Raw genomic sequence first — 19213 nt, forward strand, 5'->3', positions numbered from 1 at the left:
TAATTATGAAAGCCGCTATTCTGATACTCTTTGTTGCTTTTGCCCATATAAGCTTTGCGCAGGACACTATTGTGGTGCGTAAAGATTCCAGGCTGGAAACGCTTACCGCCAAACAGGCCAGTACTAACAAGCTGGCTGGCAAAATGACCAGCAACGGTTTATACCGTGGTTTTCGCCTGCAGGTGTTAAATACGCGTAGCCGCGAGCAGGCTTTTCAGGTGAAAACAGAGCTGTTGCGCCGTTTCCCGGAAGAAAAAACCTACCTGTTATATCAGAGTCCTTATTTTAAAGTGCGTATAGGCAATTTCCTGGAAAGAGCCGATGCGGAAGAGTTCCGTCAAATGGTAATGAAGCAATATCCGCAGGGCGTGTTTGTAATTGACGACGCCATTGAATACCGCCCGGGCGCAGCTACTTCGGAAGAAACGGAACCAGATTCGCAGTAATATATCAATTCAGCAGTGATGAGTTTAGAACAAAAGATTAAGGATCTGGCACAGCAATACGCCGGTGAGTTTACCGAGGTACGCAGGCACCTGCATGCGCATCCTGAGTTAAGCTACCAGGAACATGCTACTTCGGCCTTTGTACAGCAAAAATTACAGTCGTACGGTATTCCGTTTTCTATAAAAGCTACCACCGGGGTAGTAGGGATTATTGAAGGTAAAAAACCGCAAAGCCGGGTAATTGCGCTTCGTGCCGATATGGATGCGCTGCCTATCAAAGAGGAAAATGATGTGCCTTACCGTTCGCTGAACGAAGGGGTAATGCATGCCTGCGGGCACGATGTACACACCACCTGCCTGTTGGGAGCCGCTAAAATATTAAGCGAGTTGAAAGGGGAGTGGGAAGGAACGGTGAAACTGATTTTTCAGCCGGGGGAAGAAAAAAATCCGGGCGGCGCCAGTCTTATGATTAAAGACGGTGTGCTGGAGAACCCCAAACCACAGGGTATTTTTGGTTTGCACGTGCACCCGGGACTGGACGCAGGGTTGTTAAGTTTTAGAAAAGGGCGGGTAATGGCCAGCGCCGATGAAATATATATTACCATCAAAAGCAAGGGCGGACATGCAGCGGCACCACATTTAACAGCCGATACTATTCTCATAGCATCGCAGTTAATTGTTAGTTTACAACAGATTATCAGCCGTAACAACAACCCGTTATCACCTTCTGTGCTGTCTATCTGTTCCTTCCAGGGTGGACATACCACCAACGTAATACCCAGCGAGGTAAAACTGATGGGTACCTTCCGTGCTATGGATGAGGTGTGGCGTTTTAAAGCCCACGAGCTCATTCGTAAACAAACCATCGGACTGGTAGAGTCTATGGGAGCCGAGGTGGATCTGCATATTGATGTGGGCTATCCTACGGTGGATAACGACCCTGAATTAACCGATAAAGGCTGGAATAAGGCTAAAATATATATGGGTGAAGACCATGTGCAGGAAACGGAAATGCGCATGGGAGCCGAAGATTTTGGCTACTATACCCAGGCCATCCCGGGCTGTTTTTACCGTTTAGGGGTAAGAAATGAAGCCAGGGGCATTGTTCACAACGTGCACACTCCCCGATTCGACGTCGATGAAAAAGCGATAGAAATAGGGATGGGCATGATGGCTTGTCTGGGAGCTACCATCCAATAAAGTTAATTTCACTTAACAAAAAGTGGCAGGCTTGTAAGCCTGCCACTTTTTGTTACACGAATGCCGTATTTTTGCGCCCTTATTGCCGGCGTAAACAGTCCCCCAAAAAATGAAATTCAACCCTATACAGGTCTGTTTTTGTGCATTGAAAGTGGTGTGCGCCGGCTAAAAACACAAATATGGATAAACAGATTCAACTGAGAAAGCAGCAAGCGCTGGAGTATCACAGCAAGGGCCGCCCTGGAAAAATTGAAGTAGTCCCAACCAAAGAAGCAAAAACCCAGCGAGATCTCTCACTCGCTTACAGCCCCGGAGTAGCAGAACCCTGTAAAGAGATTTTCAACAACAAAGAAGATGTTTATAAGTATACGGCCAAGGGCAACCTGGTGGCAGTAATCAGTAACGGTACCGCGGTGCTGGGTTTGGGCGATATTGGTCCCGAAGCCAGTAAGCCGGTAATGGAAGGTAAGGGAGTACTGTTCAAAATTTTCGCGGATATTGATGTATTCGATATCGAAATCAACGAAAAAGATCCTGAGAAGTTTGTACAGATAGTAAAGGCGCTGGAACCTACTTTCGGTGGCATTAACCTGGAAGACATTAAAGCGCCGGAGTGTTTTTACATTGAAAAAGCACTGCGCGAGCAAATGAATATTCCGGTAATGCACGACGATCAGCACGGTACCGCTATCATCAGCGGCGCTGCGTTATTGAATGCGCTGGAAATTCAGAAAAAGAAGATTGAAAAAACAAGATTCGTAATTAACGGTGCAGGTGCTGCGGCAATGGCCTGTGTGCAGATTTATGTGGCATTGGGCGCCAGTTATGAGAATTTTACCATGTTTGATAAAGACGGTGTGCTGCATGTTGGCCGTACCGATCTGGATGACGTGAAAAAGAAGTTTGCCGTGCAATCGGCCGACTGGAACCTGGCAAAAGCATTGAAAGATGCGGATGTGTTTGTTGGTTTGAGCGTGGGTAACGTGGTAACACAGGATATGATTAAGAGCATGGCTAAAAACCCGGTGGTTTTTGCAATGGCCAATCCTGAGCCGGAAATTACTTATGATCTGGCTACTTCTGCCCGTAAAGATATCATTATGGCTACCGGCCGTAGCGATTATCCTAACATGGTTAACAACGTATTAGGTTTCCCTTTCATTTTCCGTGGTGCGTTAGACGTGCGTGCCAGCACCATTAACGAAGCTATGAAGCTGGCGGCGGTAAAAGCCCTGGCCGATCTGGCTAAAACGCCGGTTCCTGATATCGTTAACCTGGCTTATAACCAAAAGAACATGTCGTTTGGTCCGGAATATATCATTCCTAAACCACTCGATCCCCGTTTGCTGTCTACCGTATCGCCTGCTGTGGCTAAAGCGGCTATTGAAAGTGGCGTAGCGCATAAGAAAATCGAAGATTGGGAGGCATATACTATTGAACTGAACAAGCGTTTAGGTTTAGATAACCAGATTATGCGTGCCCTGGGTGCTAAAGCCCGTCGTGATCCTAAGCGTATTGTGTTTGCAGAAGCGGATAACCTTAAAGTATTAAAGGCGGCCAGCATTGTATATGACGAAGGAGTTGGTTACCCGATTTTATTAGGTAATGAAGCCAAAATTCGTCGTATAGCAGAAGAAAACCTGCTGGATATTTCTGAACTGCCTATTATAGATCCACTGCACGAGTCTACAGAAGAGAAGAGAAATCTGTATGCCGAGGTGTTCTTCTGGAAAAGGCAGCGTAAAGGCTTTAACTACTACGAGAGTAAGAAAATAATGAGCGACCGTAACCACTACGGTTGTATGATGGTGGAAATGGGTGATGCAGATGCGATGATTTCGGGTTTAACCCGCGATTACGCAGAAACCATCCGTCCGGCCTTACAAATTATCGGTACCGAGGAAGGCGTGAAGCGTATTGCAGGTATGTACCTGTTATTGACCAAAAAAGGTCCTTTGTTCCTGGCCGATACTACTGTTAACTTTAACCCCAATGCCGAAGAGCTGGCAGATATTGCTGAACTGGTAGCGCGCGAGGTAAAAACCTTTAACCTTACTCCGCGTATTGCTATGCTTAGTTACAGTAACTTCGGAAGCAACAACTCGGCCGAGGCTAAAATGGTGGCAGAAGCTACCCGCATTTTAAAAGAGCGCGACCGTACTTTGATTGTAGATGGTGAAATGCAGGCATCCCTTCCTTTCAATAAGGAAATTATGCGTGACAACTATCCGTTCAGCGAGCTGGTGAATGAAGATGTGAACACGTTAATCTTCCCTAACCTGAGTGCCGGTAACGTAGCTTATGGTTTATTAAAAGAAGTAGGTGGTGCCGATGCTATTGGCCCGATTTTGTTAGGATTGAAAAAGCCGGTTCATGTGCTTCAACTGGGTAGCTCTGTGCGCAGTATTATCAATATGGCTAATATTGCGGTAATTGACGCCCAGCTGAAATGTAAACTGAATACAGATGATGCTGTACAACGTTCACCATATTGGACCAGTCGTAAAAAGAAACAGTAAACAGTAAAAAGTTAATCCCAACAGGAAATGCACCTTTTAACACAGATTGGCAGGTATTTGCTCATGCTTAAGGGCATGTTTTCAAAACCGGAGAACGGAAAAATGTACTGGAAGGCCTTTATGGAGCAATGCTCTGAAATCGGCTTTGGTGCAATGCCTATCGTGTTAATCATTTCCTTTTTTCTGGGAGCGGTAACTACGGTACAAACTGCCTATCAGCTGGTAAGCCCGTTAATACCTAAAACCACTATTTCCATGATCGTGCGCGACACCATTATGCTGGAACTGTCGCCCACCGTGGTTTGTGTGGTGCTGGCAGGTGTGGTGGGTAGTAAAATAGCCAGTGAGTTGGGTAATATGCGGGTGAGCGAACAGATTGACGCCTATGAAATCATGGGTATCAATACTAAAGGTTACCTGATTATGCCCCGGGTAATGGGTGCACTGGTGGTTATTCCGGCGTTGATAATACTAAGCATGTTCCTGGCGCTGTTAGGCGGCCGTATTGCGGGTACTATGGCTAATATCTTATCTGCCGAAAGTTATGATATTGGATTACGCCAGAACTTTAAACCGTTTAATGTTTACTTTTCGTTGATTAAAACATACACTTTTGCTTTCTTAATCAGTTCGGTGTCGGCTTATTTTGGCTATTATGTAAAAGGGGGAGCACTGGAAATTGGCCGTGCCAGTACAACGGCGGTAATTGTAAGTTGTATCCTGATACTGTTGGCCGATTATCTGCTGGCTGCGCTGTTACTGTAAGGCAGTTGTGTAATCCAATAAAAAAGTCATTTACATAAGCACTTCCCGGAAGCTTATGTAAATGACTTTTTCTTTTTAGTCTTTTCCCTGTACCGTAAAATTACGGGTAACACTTTCCCCATTTTCATCTATTACCGTTAATACATGTTTGCCTGGGGTAGGCGCAACTGCCACCTGGTGAAAATGCTGGGTGGTGGTGATGTAATGGTTATCAATATGCCAGAATAGTTTAATGTTATTATCACGGTGTGTAGCGCGGAAAACGGTGCTTCCGCGCTGGCCTGATACTTCTAAAGGCACATATATTTTGGAATACTCTTCGGGATAAATCACATCCAGAATTTTACCATTATCGCCCTCACAACCTTGCATAAAAGGAGGAAGCGTTTTATAATCGGTATGTTGCTGCCGGTAATAATATTCCATACCCGGTGGCAGCACAAACCAGCTTACGTGTTGCATATCTGCCGGCGAAACACAATTGGCGGTTACCCGGTAGTTGCCGGTTTTATCCAGGTGTATTATTTTATGATAGGGGCATACAGGTGCGTTCACAGCACTTTTATCTACCAGCACCGTATCCCTGTTTTCACAATCTGTGCCTGCTTTAAAGCCGGATTGATGGCATACGGGTAAGTAGGTAAAGCCTGTAGTGGGCGACTCAAACCAGTTGGTGAGGGGCAGCAGCCGGAATATATCGAACAAGATAGGAGCAGCGGCTGTAATACCCGTAAGGCCGGGTCTGCCTTCCCCGCTGGTATTGCCTACCCACACTACCACGCAATAGCGGGTGGTAAAACCTACAGCCCATCCATCGCGGAAACCAAAGCTGGTGCCTGTTTTCCAGGCAACACGCTGTGCCGATCCAAACAAGCCCCACAAACCTTCTTCGCCCGGGCGCATTACTTCGGTCATAGCATTGAAGGTATGCCACAGGGAGGGGTAGGTGAATAGTTGGGAGTTGGCAGTGGTGAGTTGCGTGTGAGCGGCCGCCTGCTCTTTTTTTGACTTCTCGTTTTGCGCGCCCGACTTTCCGCTGATATAGCGTGGCATAAACCAGTCGTCACTGTTCCATTTGCCTTTATTGCTTCGTTCGTGTAAATACATGCGGGCCATACTGCTGTATACGCCAGCCAGCTCGTAAGGGGTAACCTCGCAGCCGCCTAATATCAGGCTCATTCCATAGAAATCGGCAGGGCGGTTTAAGGTGGTAAGGCCGCATTGCTTCAATACGTTATATAAACGTGGGTATTTATATTGTTGTAATAGCTTAATGGCGGGAATGTTCAGGCTGCGTGCCAGTGCACGGTTGGCGGGCACAGCGCCATCGTAACCCAAGTCAAAGTTTTGTGGCGTGTAGCCGTTTATCTGGGTGGGTACATCGGGTACCAGCTGCCGGGGTAACAGACTGCCATCTGTTAAGGAAGCTGCGTATAAAATAGGCTTTAAGGTGCTGCCGGGGCTGCGCGGAGCGTTTAAAACATCCACATGGCTTTCCAGGCTGGCATCGGCCGGGTTATATATATTGCCGGTGTAGGCTACTATATTACCGGTTTCAATTTCCACTACCATAGCAGCGGCATTATTCACCTGGTTGCCTTTTAGTATGGCCTGGTGGCGCGCTATAATATCGTTTACCTGCTGCTGCAGGTTCATTTGCAGGGTGGTGGCAATGCCGGTGGCCAATGCTTTATCCTGCTTATGTAATTGGGTATATTCTTTTTTAAACCGGTCCAGCAGGTGCGGTGCCAGCTGGGGCAGGGCGTGTGGCTCGCCGGGTAGCGGTTCCTGCTGTGCCAGTGCGCAGGTAGTGCTGTCTATTTTTTTAGCATGATATAATTTATTTAATAAATCATTTCGCTTGCGTAGCAGTTGCTCCCGGTTTTTGCCGGGGTGTATAGCGGCGGGTGCATTGGGCAATACGGCTAAAGCTGCCATTTCGCCCCAGCTCAGCTGTTGGGGGCTGCGGCCATAGTAGCGCCAGGCAGCTGCATCCAGCCCTACCACGTTGCTGCCAAAAGGGGCATTGGAGGCATACAGTGCCAGTATAGAATGTTTGCGGTAGCTGCATTCCAGCCTTACTGCAAGCAGGGCTTCTTTTAATTTATTCCACAGGTTGCGTTTGCGGTGGCCGGTGCTTAAACGCATTACCTGCATGGTAAGGGTGCTGCCACCGCTTACGGTTTTGGTGTTTTGCAGGTTTTGCTTAATGGCGCGGCTCAGGGCCAGCACGTCTACACCGGGATGATAAAAGAAACGCTTGTCTTCGTAAGTGGTAATGCAGTCGGCAAACTTTTGCGGCACTGCTGTGTCGTAAGGAAAGCGCCACTGACCATCGGCTGCAATGGATGCATTCAACAGGTTACCACTACTATCTGTAATTACAAAACTGGTAGGCGTTGTAAATAATTGCGAGGGAAGACTTAACCAAAACCATAGTAATAAAACAAGGCCGGTGATACCCAGTATTTTTTGCCGTTTGCCGTTTAACTTCATATAATGAAATACAGCGATGAATATACAACAATAGCGTTACTTCCTTCATCGCTGTATCCGTTCTATGCTATTCTGAGCGAAGGCTGTTGACCGGGTTGGTAAGCGCTGCCCTGATGGTTTGTACACTAATAGTAACCAAAGCTATCAGCAAGGTAACCAGGCCTGCCAGCGGAAAAATCCACCAGTAAATGGTAATGCGGTAGGCAAAGCCTTGCAGCCACTGGCGCAGGAAATACCAGGCAATAGGGGTGGCTATTACAAATGCAATGAGCACCAGCTTTACAAAATCAACAGATAACAATCCTGTAATGCCCGATACGGTAGCGCCCAGCACTTTGCGCACGCCTATTTCTTTGCGACGCTTTTCCATCACCAGCGATACAATGGCAAAAAGGCCCAGGCAGGATAAAAAGATAGCAATGCCGGCAGCAATACAAAAGGTGCGGGACAACCTTTGTTCTTTCTCGTACCAGCGCAGTGTGTTCTCGGTTAAGAAAGAAGCATTAACGGTATTATCGGGTTCTATTTGTTTGTAGGCATCTTTTACCAGGTTCATAGTGGCCAGCGGATTGCCGGTTTTTACTTTTACCAGTATGTAATCGATGTGTGTGCGTTTGTTCATAGAAAAAGTAAGCGGTTTTACTTTGCTATGCACCGAGTACATATAGATATCCGGTATCACGCCAATGATATGCCATTTGGGTTTGGCGCTATCTGAGTAGAACGACAGGCCTGCTACTTCTTTCTCTCCAAACTGGCGGGCCATGCTTTCGGTAACTACTACTGTGTTTTCCGCAGCGCTGGTATCGGAAGGGAAATCGCGACTAAAATCACGGCCACTGATAGGTTTAATGCCCAGGGTTTTAAAATAATCATAGTCTACTACCAGGGCAGAGGTCGAAATCATTTTATCCTTGTAACTAAAGCCAATGCCTGTGCTGCTTTGGCTATGATCTTCGCCAATGCCAACGTTCATGCTGCTGCCACTTACGCTGGTTACCTGTGGTTGCGATGCCAGCAGCATACGCAGCTGGTTTACATACTGGCGGCCGTTCTCTGTTTTTTTCACGGGAATACTGATCACCGATTCCTGTTCAAAACCCATATTAGCCGTGCGCATATGCTGAAACTGGCTGTAGATAACAATGGTGCCGCAAATGAGCAGGCTGGCCATTACAAACTGAAACAGTATTAAACCATTGCGTAGGGCAGAAGAGCGGTTCATGGATACTTTGCCTTTCAGCACCTGTGCCGGGTTAAAGCGTGCCACCAGCCATGCCGGATAGCCACCTGCCAGGAACGAAACCACTAACATGCCCAGCACAATATACAGAACGGTTAGAGGACGAAACAGATGGTGCAGGTTCAGCTCTTCGGTAAACAGCGCGTTAAAAGGTTTTAATAACAGCATAGATGCACCAATGGCCAGTATTACGGCAAAGGCAAACAACAAAAAGCTTTCTGTCCACAGCTGTAAAAATATCTGGCTTTTTTCGGCGCCTACGGTTTTGCGCACCCCTACTTCTTTGGCCCTGGTAAGGCTGCGGGCTACGTTCAGGTTAATAAAGTTAAAGCAGGCTATCACCACCACCACAATGGCTATCAGCATCATGGTATATAAATAGGTTTTGTTTATAGTGTTATTGGTGCCCAGTTCATCATCAAAGTGCAGGGTGCTCAACGGGGCCAGTTTTAATGCAGCATAATCGCCGTTGTTGTCTTTCCGGTAGCCGCGATTTTTTAAATCGGCATCGGTGGCCAGTGCTCGCTCTTTTAATACAGTACGTATGTTTTTTTCTGCCTGTGCCTGTGTAATGTTGGGTGCGGTTTGTATAAACACATGGTGGTGCTGGTTGCTCCAGCTGTCTTTAGTGCTGGTATAGTTAGGGCCCAGCTCAATACGGGCCAGTATGTTATAGTTCATGGAGGAGTTATCGGGTGCATTTTCCAGCACGGCGGTCACTATCAAATCTCTCCATTCATTGGCTACTTTTACTTTTACGGTTTTGCCTATCGGGTCTTCTGTGCCAAATACTGCTGTAGCGGTTTTTTCGTTCAACACCACATCTCCGGTAGAGGCCAGTGGAGTGGTGGGGTTGCCGGCAATGACCTTAAAGCTGAACATGCTAAAGAAATCATTTGTTACCAGCACAATGTTCCGGCCCACTTCTTTGTCTTTGTAGCGGATACCAGCGCCTGCCCACATAAAGGGGGTGGCTTTTACAATACCGGGCACTTCGCCTTTAAAGGCAGGGGCTGCTGGGTAGCCGAAGGTGGGCGAGCGGTCATTGCCTTCCGGCATATACGAAACAAGATAGGCTTTGTACAGGTGGTCTTTGTTTTGCTGAAACTGATCGTACGAAAACTCATGACGTACCATCAGGAACAATAAAATACAACAGGTAAACGCTACTGTTAAGCCCATTACATGCATAAATGCATTGGCTTTATTTCTGCTGAGGTTGCGCCAGGCAGGTAGTAAATAATTTCGTATCATAAGCATTATTTCACTTGGGTGATAGCCGGCATATACGATGCCATGCTGCAAGGTTACTCACAATCAATTAAATAGGCTCCGTTTAGGTTGTTCGGGCGTTCGTTTTTGATACACTCATTGTTCACTTTTACGGTATAAAAAAAGGCCGGCTACCTGGTAGTAGCCGGCCTGTATGGTGGATATTATTAGTAAGTGTTTACTCCTGTATGGTTACCCACTTGCCTGCAACACCACCACTAATGGTGTGGTCGTACATGGCTTCACTATATACCCCTGGCCAATAATACTTACCCGGGTAGGCGGCATTCAGCTGCACATAGTAGGTAAGTGATTTGGCTGCCGGTAAATCGAAGTAGTGGTAAACCCTGTCATCCCTGATATCCATATAATCGGCAGGAGACGATTTAAAGGCACCTTCGCTGTTATACATACGGGTGTTTAAAATTTCCCAGCCGCTGGGGAATATCTGTGTAAGGGCCATGTTGGTGTAACTTCCACGCTGGCCGGGATTGGTAACAGTTACCTTAGCCACAAAGTCGGTACCCTGTTTTAATTGGGCCGGGTCCAGCACCTGGCCTGTAGTAGTTAAGTAGGCTACGTTCACCTGTAACACAGCCGGGTTGTTGGTTACCGGTAAGGCTGCATCGGCAAATGGCTGGCCTTCATTAATCACACGCACATACAGCACGTTATTGCCTTTGTTGATGAGTTGTATGTTGCCTTTACCTCTTTGCCAGTTTACAGCAGTTTGGGCCACAGGGCTTTTGCTATCCAGTGTTACGTTTTCGTTGTTGATTTTTACCGTAGCGTTGATTTTTAATCCGTTGCTGTTTACACCACAATATTTGGCAATGGCCACCAGTGAATAAGCAGTGGTTTGTGTGCTGTACCAGCTATCCTGCACCAGTTTGGCGGATATCGATCTTACCACGTTGGCTGCTTCTGCCTTGCGGTTGAGCAGGGTTAAGGTTTCCAGCATCATAGCTTCATCGCGCAGGCTGCTGCCAAAGGTAGGGCCGGGGTTAACGCGTTCGGTAAAGGTTAATGGTAAACCGCTTATCAGTTGCAATGCCACCTGTTGCTGGCCAGCCAGGTAATAGGCTGTAGCCAAACGCCATTTGGCTTCTGCACTCAGGAACTTAAATTCTTTTAAACGGTTCATGGCACCCATTTCCGGCGCTTTGGCCAATGCCAGCAGATACAGGCGGTAGGCTTGTGTTAAATCACTGCCATACCATGGGGCTTCGGTAACATTCCATCCGGCAGCTTTGGTGCGCTGGTAACTGCGCCATTGCTGTAACAATTGTGCAGGCACGTTGTAGCCACGGCTGCTGGCTTCCAGCAGGAAGTGGCCGGCGTAGTTGCTACCCCATTCATCGCTGCCAGGGTTGCCTGGCCAGTAGCTAAAGCCACCATCTGCGGTTTGAAAATTCTGTAGCTTTTGTATAGCGGCTTTGATATTACGGTCTATTTCTCCTTTTTGCCTGTCCGATACATCTATCAGCTGGTTTAACACCAGTTGCGGGAACACGGACGAAGTGGTTTGTTCAATGCAACCATGCGGGTAGGTGATCAGGTAGCGTAATCTTTTCTGCAGGTTTAATGCAGGCACGCTGGACACTTCCACTACTGCTTTGGCACTGTTGGCATCCCCGATCATATCCACTGTTCCGTTCCAGGTTTGGCCGGCTTGTATGTTGGCTTCTGTAACCTGTGTGGTGTATGGGTTGGGGTTGCGTATATCTATTTCTGTTTCGTAAGCTGCCTGCTCTTTGCCGCTGCTGGCGGTTATTTTAAACGAGCCTATGCCGGTGTTGGCTTTTACGCGGGCAGTAAAGTATACCAGTTGCTCGCCGGTTTTAGAGAAGCTTACGGTTTGTGTACCGCTGGCTTCAATAAACGGATTGCTTTGTATGCTCAGGCTTACATTGCGCACGCTGTTGTCGGTAGCAAACACGGTTACCGGTATTTTCACTTCTTCGGTAGGGCCTAATACGCGTGGCAAAGTGGCCATTAACATCAACGGCTTTTTCACCTGAACGCTTTTCTCGGCCATGCCATAGGCAGGTACTTTAGAAGGATCACCGGCGGCTACTACCATAGCGCGTACAGCACCCATATAAGATGGTAAGGTAAACTGGTGTGTTTTGGCGCTGCCATTGCTGGTAAATGGTCCCATAAAGGCTACTACCGGCTTAAAGCGGTTGGCGCGCCTGGTTTTAGATGCCAGTTCGGCTTCGCCATCACCACCAATGGTTAATATTCTTTCCAGCTGGCCACCCCAGGCACCTATTACTTCATCATATAAATCCCAGCTTTTTACGCCCAGTGCTTCTTTAGCAAAGAAGGCCGCATGCGGGTCAGGTGTTTTAAAGCGGGTAAGATCCAGCAAGCCTTCATCAACCAGGGCAATAACATAGGTCATATGATTGCCGTTGGCTTCCGATACGGTAATGGAGGAAGGTTGTTCGGGTCGTATTACATCCGGCATGTTGATCACCGGTTTCAAGACGGTATTCTTATCCTCTACGGTAATAGGGATAACGCCATACATACGCAACGGTAAATCATTAATAGTTTGTGCGTGTGGCTGAATCAGGCTTACGTTCACATACACGTTAGGCGTCATATCCTGGTCGGCAGTAAACTCAAACTCCGTTTGCCCTTTAGTGGTGTTTACCCAGTAGGTCTTTAATACCTTACTACCGGTTTCAACGCTTATTAATGCGCGGCCGCCTTCGCTGCTGGGTATGGTAAGATGTACTTTTTCGCCGGTGTTGTATTTGTCTTTATCAGAGGTGAACGATAACATGGCAGCGGCCGAAGCGGCACCATTATCATTGCCCCGGCTTTGCCAGCCGTAATCATCGGCATAGAATATTTTACCGGTGGTGTGCCCGCTGCGGGTGTCGCGCACCAATAACAGGTAACGGCCCCAGCTGGCGGCATCCAGTTTAATATCGTAACCGCCACGGCCATTCTGAATAGTTACGGTTTCTTCTTTTATCAGTTTGTTGTATTCGTCTTGTGTAAAGTTGCTCAGCCCTTCGCCGGAGTTATCCCACCACCACTGCCATGATATTTTATACAGCTCTACCTTCAGCTGGCTGCTGCCTGGTACAGGGTTACCCTTCGTATCTACATCTGCTAAATCAAAGCGATGCGTTTTACCTGTTTGCAGGTAACCCCATGTTTGATCGCCTGCCGGCACATGCAAACCTGCATAAGTGCTGTAAGGGTTAAAAGGCATGGCAATGTTATCAATGCTGAAATTGCCACCTGGTTCAAATACCTTCACTACCAGGTTGGCCAATAATTGGCCAGGGGCCTGTTCGCCACTTTCAAAAGCCGGACTGATAGATGCTTTACCATCGGCGCTTAACTGGCCGTCGAAAATGGTTTTGCTTTGTGTGGTAAAAGAGCCGGTGGGGTTATCAAACACATAGTCTTTAAACTTAGGGAAGCTGGTAGTTTTTTTGTACAGCTGTGCATCTACCCGTGCTTTCAGGTTTTCGGCAGTAGCGCCAAATAACCAGCGTGCGCTAAGGGTAGCATTAGCTGTTGCATTTTTACCCAGTGCATCCATTCCGGCAAAGTCCAGGTCTATTTTCAAACGGTTAGGCATTACCGTTTCTATCTTCAATCTTTTTTCAAAACTGGCGCCGCCCAGTTTTACGCGGCATATCCAGTTACCGGTAGGGGCACCTGCATCGGTAACGGTTTTAAACACGTTAAAGCCATCTTCGGTATTGGTTTGCACCAGTCTTTTATACAGCTGGCCGCGTGGCGATATCAGCTCCATTTCTATCGGGTGATTTTTAGGCAGCTTCTTATCCTTGTCCTGTATAATACAGCTAAGATATAAGCTATCACCCGGACGCCATACGCCTCTTTCTCCAAAGATGAATCCTTTAATGCCATTCTTCACTTCTTCGCCACTTACATCAAAGCGGCCTAAAGGAAGGCTGGTACCATCATCCAGTTTCAGGTATCCCTTTTCGTTACCTTGTTTGGCCACCAGCAAATAAGGTTTGCGGGGCAGCGGTATTAAGGCCAGGCCATCTTTATCACTGTTGGCTTTGCCTATAACCTGCTGCTGGTAGTCCAGCACCTGCAATTCTACATCACCCATAGGTTCGGTGCTGATAATGTTGTTCACTGCTACAAACAGCTGGTTGTTGTTGCTACGTTTGGCGGTAAGGCCCAGGTTGCTGGCCAGGATGTTGCGCGAAGCAAAACGGTTTTTGTTATAGTAGCTGCGGCTACAGGGGTTATCGCGTTGCTCCCAGTTATAGCCGTAAGGATAGTAGGTATCGTAAGTGCGCCAGAAAGCATCGTCATCATCATGGCCGCTGGCATCTCTTTCGTAATAATAATCTTCCTCTTCTTCCCCGCCTTCACTATCTGCGCTTTTTACTTCTGTACAGGTATACAGGCTGTATTCTGGTTTAAAGCCAATGAATACACGGTAGATAGCACCGGGCTCGGTGCGTATGTATTTGTCAATGTCCAGCGAAAAGCGGTTTTTACGGTGCAGGTTTAACGAACCGTCTTCATCCAGCTTAACGGTAGCGGTGACCAGTGGCTTGGCTACGCGGCGCAGTTCCTGTTCGCCATCGAGGTTGTTGGACTGTAAAAACTGGGCTATGTTGTTTTCAAATATTTTGATGATAGAAATGTCCACCGCTTTCAGGTTGGTAGCTTCAAAAGGCAATACCAGCTTACCGGTGCTGTTGGGCAGTATTTCGCCACGGCCATGTATTTTCACCGAAGGCATCCTGTTTTCAAAAAATACGTTGGCGGTAAAAGCGTTGGCCAGTTTTTCGCCCCACTGGTTTTCTATGCCTTCGTGTATGGCCACGGTGTAATCGCCATCCAGTTTGCCGGCAGAATATACTTTTACTTCACTGCCTAATATGGTATAGCTGATTTCTTCCTGGTTGCTGATGCTGATTAAACCATCGAGCGACTGGCCTATAGCGATAGGATCGCTAAACTGCACCAGTGCATATTGTTCTTCATCCTGCATGGCTTTCACGTTCATTACCTTAAAGTCGCCAATAGCAGGTATGCTAATTTGTTTCTGGTCTTTTTGATCAGCGTTTAAGGCGCTGCCATCCCATTGCAGGGTTAAAGAACCGGCATTGGCGGTACGTGTTACCGGTGTTACCACAAAGCCGTGCGTTTTATTGGCATCATTGTGTTGCCAGGTAATTTTAGCAGCAGTGCCGTTTACGGCTACCTGTAATACTTTCTCTATTTTGGCGCTTTCTTCCACATCGGCGGTTAGCAGCGTACCGCTAAAGCTCATGTCTGTTTTGTTTAACGCGCGCAGGCCGTTCTCCTGAATTTCAAAAGCGGGCTTAATAATCTGCACGTTAAAAGCAAAGTCTTTAAACTCCTTTGGCACGTCCATTACGTCGCCCAGGTCAAAGTTCACTTCATACATCTGGCCGGGCTTCATATCCTCATCCGGCTTAAATTCAATAGTGCGGGCATCTGTCCAGTAAGCCTTACCCGAAATGGAAGGCGAAAAGCTGAACAGCTTTTCTTTAACGGTTTCATTTACGGTGTGGGTAACCTGTGCATCGGCCGCGAGTTGAATGCGGATCGGTGATTTTTTAGAAACCACACCGGCGCTATAAGCGTTAATGTACTGACTAAAAGAGGGGTCTACGGACACCAGTTTGTTGTTGTGACAACTGCTGGTTAGGATTGCAAGAAACAGACATGCAATGGATAGCCATTGTGCTTTCATACGCCTTGGGAATGTGTTTTTGAATGATGTCGGAAAAATAAGCAAATTGTTTGATATGTATCAGGTGATAAAACACGGCGCAAACCGTGTAAGATTGGCGTTTTTACCCACTTTTTAGCAGTAGCAGAAGTTTGTAAAAGCCGGGATACCATAAAATGACAATTCTATAACAACCAACGCGTGTATTTTTGCGGTGGAATTGACGAATTGATAGATAGATTAAGACTGGCTTATGCAAAGAAGAGTGAAGGTTTGGAGTATAGAAGAAAGCATTCAACATTACCTGCTTCAAAGCAGCGCTACTGTAAAGCAGGTAGGTACAGCCCGGCAGCACACACAGGGCCATAACAATCATTTTGCATTTATTGGGGTAGAGGGGCCGCAGGAAGCCGATACCGAAGCGTTTAAAAACGATCATTACACACTGGCTTTATGTATGCAGGGCAGTGGTATGTTAACGCTGGATGCAGCTGATTTTGCCTTTCAGCAGGGCAGTGTGTTTTTAGTGCCACCACAACATACACATAGCTACCGGCAACTGACCAATCAGCTGCAGATGTATTGTATTTTATTCAGCAAAGAGTTTCTCAATGAAATAGCTTTAAAGGAAGGGGTGCTGGAGCAGTTGCTGGAAGTGGAAAGCACGGGTGCACCTGTGCATCATTTGCCCTCAGATAGCTTTATGGTATGGAAGGCCATGTGTAAGCTGATAGATTACCAGTATCGAAAACAAGATAGTTTTTCCTTACCTATTATACGGCTGAAACTGGTAGAGCTGCTATACGAACTACAACGTGTAGGCGCTACAGAAACCGTACAGCCGGCACGTTATTTATCACGCAGCCACCAGCTGGTAAATGATTATCATAAACTGGTAGAAGAGCAGTTTCAGCAATTGCGTACCGTACAGGAATATGCAGGCCTGCTGCATGTATCTCCCAAGTATTTAAGTGAGCTGGTGAAAAGTGAAACCGGCGAAACTGCTTTACATGTTATCCATCGCCGTATTTATCGCGAAGCCCAGTATTTACTGCATTATACACAGCTTACTATTAAGGCCGTGGCCGATCAGCTCAACTTTGACACGCCTTCTCATTTTAGCAGATTCTTTAAACAGTTTGCGGGTTATAATCCTTCTGAGGTGAAAAAAGAAACGTTGTTGCCTGCAGCTGTGCAGTAAAAAATGCCTATCCGGAAAATCGGTTTTTTTAACCGGAAAATTGGCATTGCACAGCCTGCCGCTCCGTTCTACTTTTGACCTGTCAATGATTGATTACGGTTTACAGAAAGGAATTAACACAAGAACATTAAAAGAACAAAAGATGAAACGTTTATTAAAGGCAGGAGCTATTACGCTGTCATTATTATTAGCAGCAGGGGTTTCTACATACGCACAAAATGCTACCACTTCTAAAGTAAATACAGACGGCCGACCTTCCGGCGTATTGTTAAGTGTGGGTCCGGAAGTAGGTTTGCCTGTAGGTAGTTTAAAAGATGGTTATAATTGGTCAATGGGCGGATCGGTACAGGCAGAATTGCCCATCGTAAAGAAATCGTTGTATGTGCTGTTAAACGCGGGCTACAATAATTTCTTTGCCAAAGACGACATTGCTGGCGCAAAAGATTTACAGCTGATTCCGGTGAAAGCAGGTTTGAAGTTTTACGCTTACAAAGGGCTGTATGTACAAGGTTCAGCAGGTGCCAGTTTCGTTGCTAACAAAAGTGATGTAGGCGCTACCAAATCAACCGCATTTGTATACTCTCCACAAATTGGTTACCTGATTCCATTGGGTAAAAACAATTACCTGGATGCAGGTGTGAAATTTGAAAGCACTGCCAAGCTGGTCGATGGTGGCAGCAACAGTAACTTCTTTGGAGTAAGAGTGGCTTACGGTTTAAACCTGTAGTTGTCACAGTATAGATGCAATAGAATCAATCGTTGAGTTCACAATAAAGCCGGTAGGGACTAGTTCCTTACCGGTTTTCTTTTATTAATGAGATGGATTCCAGTGTAATAATTCATTTACTGCATATAAAGGAAATACAGCAATGTTGTCGTAAGTAGAAAAGTTTTCCAGAGAAAAGCGTGCGCCAAATGATGATTTCTTCTCTTCTAAAAATAGATGCATGCTGCGCATAGAGCCTTTACGGCCGGCCTTTATCTCTATAGGAATGATGTTCTCCGATTTTTGAATCACATAATCTACTTCTGCATTACTATTTTTAGCTTCTCTATGCCAGTAGTATAAAGTTTCTTGCTTATAGCAGGATGCATTTTTAAGTAGTTCTAATCCTATAAATTGTTCTGCAATAGCTCCTTTATTGATGGCGTCAAAGTCATCTTCTATTAACAGATCACCAATATTCAAACCTAATAAACGCTGAAATATACCTGTATCAAGTAAAAGCATCTTCCTGCTTTTATGATTCATTTCTGCTCCCAGTGGCAGTCCATTGGCTGCTGTATGTGTTACTGGTATTACAAGGCCACCCAATGCCAGTAAATCAACTGCATCTTTGATTTGTTTATGGGATGAAGAGGTAGCGGCCTTTGAATACACAAATTTGCCGCCGGCTTGCTGTACTATGGAATCAAATACCTCCGCAATACGTAAGTAAGGAACTTGTCTTTTATATTTAGCAAAATCTGCTTTTAAAGAAGTGGTAAGATCGTCCAGTACCTGACCGCACCTTAGAAGATCTTTATATTCTACATAAGTAGCTACTACTTCTGGCATACCGCCTAATACCAGAAAACGTTTGCAGTGAGCTATTAGTTTATTATGAATAGGCTCCGGTAAAGGATGGTTAGGGGATGCCTTACTTTTGGCGTTTAACAAAAGCGGTTCTTCCATGGCTAATAGGTATTCATTAAATGACAATGGGTACATGAATAACGATCTTATTCTGCCAACACCAAAAGAAGCCAGTTCTGCCAATGCAAATTCCAATAAAGAGCCTGCTGCTATAACATGTAATTCAGGATACTTTTCATAAAAGAAACGCAGTGAAGAAATAGCGGAAACACAAGCCTGTATTTCATCTAAAAACAATAAGGTTTGCCCGGGTATAATAGGTACATTATATAGAACAGATAAGTGTTCGCATAACATTTTAGGATCAAGGTCTCCCTCAAAAATTTTATGTACCTGGCGTTGTTCTTCAAAGTTGATTTCTAAAAAATGCGTGAATTGCTTAGCCAGATGTTTTACTGCTGTTGATTTTCCTACCTGTCTTGCTCCTCGTAACAATAAGGGTTTGCCATGTTTATCCTGCCGCCAGTCGAGCAATTCTTTGTCTATATTTCTTTGGATATACATATTGTAAGCATGTGGTTTTTAGGAAATGTCGATTTTCCAAGGCAAAATCGACAGAAGAAAGTGGATTTTCCAAGGCAATTTAGGACTTGTTTTGTCGATTTTCCAAGGTTAAAATTATGGAACAAAAGGGAATTGTCAACGTTAAACAGTGATTTATCACTGCCAGACCTTAAAAAATCAAGTTGAAACTATTTTTTCAAGTCTTTTTAAAG

Annotated in this window: 10 protein-coding genes; 6 read left to right on the forward strand and 4 right to left on the reverse strand. The window is 46.0% G+C overall.

The window, feature by feature from the left end:
• The first annotated feature begins 5 nt into the window (after positions 1-5).
• The 4 genes from FLA_RS00930 (at position 6) to FLA_RS00945 (ending at position 4930) form a co-directional block, all read left to right on the forward strand.
• Complete coding sequence (locus FLA_RS00930) at positions 6-446, forward strand: SPOR domain-containing protein (RefSeq protein ID WP_076379419.1); 441 nt, start codon at positions 6-8, stop codon at positions 444-446.
• Between the two features lie 18 nt (positions 447-464).
• The gene (locus FLA_RS00935) at positions 465-1646 is read left to right on the forward strand and encodes a M20 metallopeptidase family protein (protein WP_076379418.1); all 1182 of its coding nucleotides are present in this window, start codon (positions 465-467) and stop codon (positions 1644-1646) included.
• Positions 1647-1825: 179 nt separating this feature from the next.
• A complete protein-coding gene (locus tag FLA_RS00940; RefSeq protein ID WP_076379417.1) occupies positions 1826-4165 on the forward strand; it encodes an NADP-dependent malic enzyme in 2340 nt (779 codons plus the stop codon).
• A gap of 120 nt (positions 4166-4285) precedes the next feature.
• A complete protein-coding gene (locus FLA_RS00945; RefSeq protein ID WP_231940374.1) occupies positions 4286-4930 on the forward strand; it encodes an MlaE family ABC transporter permease in 645 nt (214 codons plus the stop codon).
• 75 nt (positions 4931-5005) lie between these two features.
• Here the strand turns inward: FLA_RS00945 and pbpC are convergent, their stop codons facing one another.
• The 3 genes from pbpC to FLA_RS00960 all read right to left on the reverse strand — a co-directional run bounded on the left by pbpC (position 5006) and on the right by FLA_RS00960 (position 15681).
• Complete coding sequence (gene pbpC, locus FLA_RS00950) at positions 5006-7426, reverse strand: penicillin-binding protein 1C (RefSeq protein ID WP_076379415.1); 2421 nt, start codon at positions 7424-7426, stop codon at positions 5006-5008.
• A 67-nt stretch (positions 7427-7493) separates the two neighbouring features.
• Positions 7494-9923, reverse strand: a complete 2430-nt coding sequence (locus FLA_RS00955) for an ABC transporter permease (RefSeq protein ID WP_076379414.1) — start codon at positions 9921-9923, stop codon at positions 7494-7496.
• Positions 9924-10119: 196 nt separating this feature from the next.
• Positions 10120-15681 (reverse strand): alpha-2-macroglobulin family protein, encoded by a 5562-nt coding sequence (locus tag FLA_RS00960; protein WP_076379413.1) that lies wholly within the window; start codon positions 15679-15681, stop codon positions 10120-10122.
• A 232-nt stretch (positions 15682-15913) separates the two neighbouring features.
• On the opposite strand from FLA_RS00960, the gene FLA_RS00965 reads away from it, so the two are divergent.
• Both FLA_RS00965 and FLA_RS00970 read left to right on the forward strand, forming a co-directional pair.
• The gene (locus tag FLA_RS00965) at positions 15914-16861 is read left to right on the forward strand and encodes a helix-turn-helix domain-containing protein (protein WP_084206242.1); all 948 of its coding nucleotides are present in this window, start codon (positions 15914-15916) and stop codon (positions 16859-16861) included.
• A gap of 142 nt (positions 16862-17003) precedes the next feature.
• Positions 17004-17588: a hypothetical protein gene (locus FLA_RS00970; protein WP_197705846.1), complete on the forward strand. Its 585-nt coding sequence runs from the start codon at positions 17004-17006 to the stop codon at positions 17586-17588.
• A gap of 84 nt (positions 17589-17672) precedes the next feature.
• Here the strand turns inward: FLA_RS00970 and FLA_RS00975 are convergent, their stop codons facing one another.
• Positions 17673-19001 carry an ATP-binding protein gene (locus tag FLA_RS00975; protein WP_076379410.1) on the reverse strand — a complete coding sequence of 443 codons (1329 nt, stop codon included), beginning with the start codon at positions 18999-19001 and terminating at the stop codon, positions 17673-17675.
• Positions 19002-19213: the final 212 nt, after the last annotated feature.

Source organism: Filimonas lacunae, assembly GCF_002355595.1.
Taxonomy (GTDB): Bacteria; Bacteroidota; Bacteroidia; order Chitinophagales; family Chitinophagaceae; genus Filimonas; species Filimonas lacunae.

What these genes read in the sequence shown, in the direction of transcription:
- FLA_RS00930 (WP_076379419.1), top strand. Translation starts at nt 6, where the DNA reads ATGAAAGCCGCTATTCTGATACTCTTTGTTGCTTTTGCCCATATAAGC.
- FLA_RS00935 (WP_076379418.1), top strand. Translation starts at nt 465, where the DNA reads ATGAGTTTAGAACAAAAGATTAAGGATCTGGCACAGCAATACGCCGGT.
- FLA_RS00940 (WP_076379417.1), top strand. Translation starts at nt 1,826, where the DNA reads ATGGATAAACAGATTCAACTGAGAAAGCAGCAAGCGCTGGAGTATCAC.
- FLA_RS00945 (WP_231940374.1), top strand. Translation starts at nt 4,286, where the DNA reads ATGGAGCAATGCTCTGAAATCGGCTTTGGTGCAATGCCTATCGTGTTA.
- pbpC (WP_076379415.1), bottom strand. Translation starts at nt 7,426, where the DNA reads ATGAAGTTAAACGGCAAACGGCAAAAAATACTGGGTATCACCGGCCTT.
- FLA_RS00955 (WP_076379414.1), bottom strand. Translation starts at nt 9,923, where the DNA reads ATGATACGAAATTATTTACTACCTGCCTGGCGCAACCTCAGCAGAAAT.
- FLA_RS00960 (WP_076379413.1), bottom strand. Translation starts at nt 15,681, where the DNA reads ATGAAAGCACAATGGCTATCCATTGCATGTCTGTTTCTTGCAATCCTA.
- FLA_RS00965 (WP_084206242.1), top strand. Translation starts at nt 15,914, where the DNA reads ATGCAAAGAAGAGTGAAGGTTTGGAGTATAGAAGAAAGCATTCAACAT.
- FLA_RS00970 (WP_197705846.1), top strand. Translation starts at nt 17,004, where the DNA reads ATGAAACGTTTATTAAAGGCAGGAGCTATTACGCTGTCATTATTATTA.
- FLA_RS00975 (WP_076379410.1), bottom strand. Translation starts at nt 19,001, where the DNA reads ATGTATATCCAAAGAAATATAGACAAAGAATTGCTCGACTGGCGGCAG.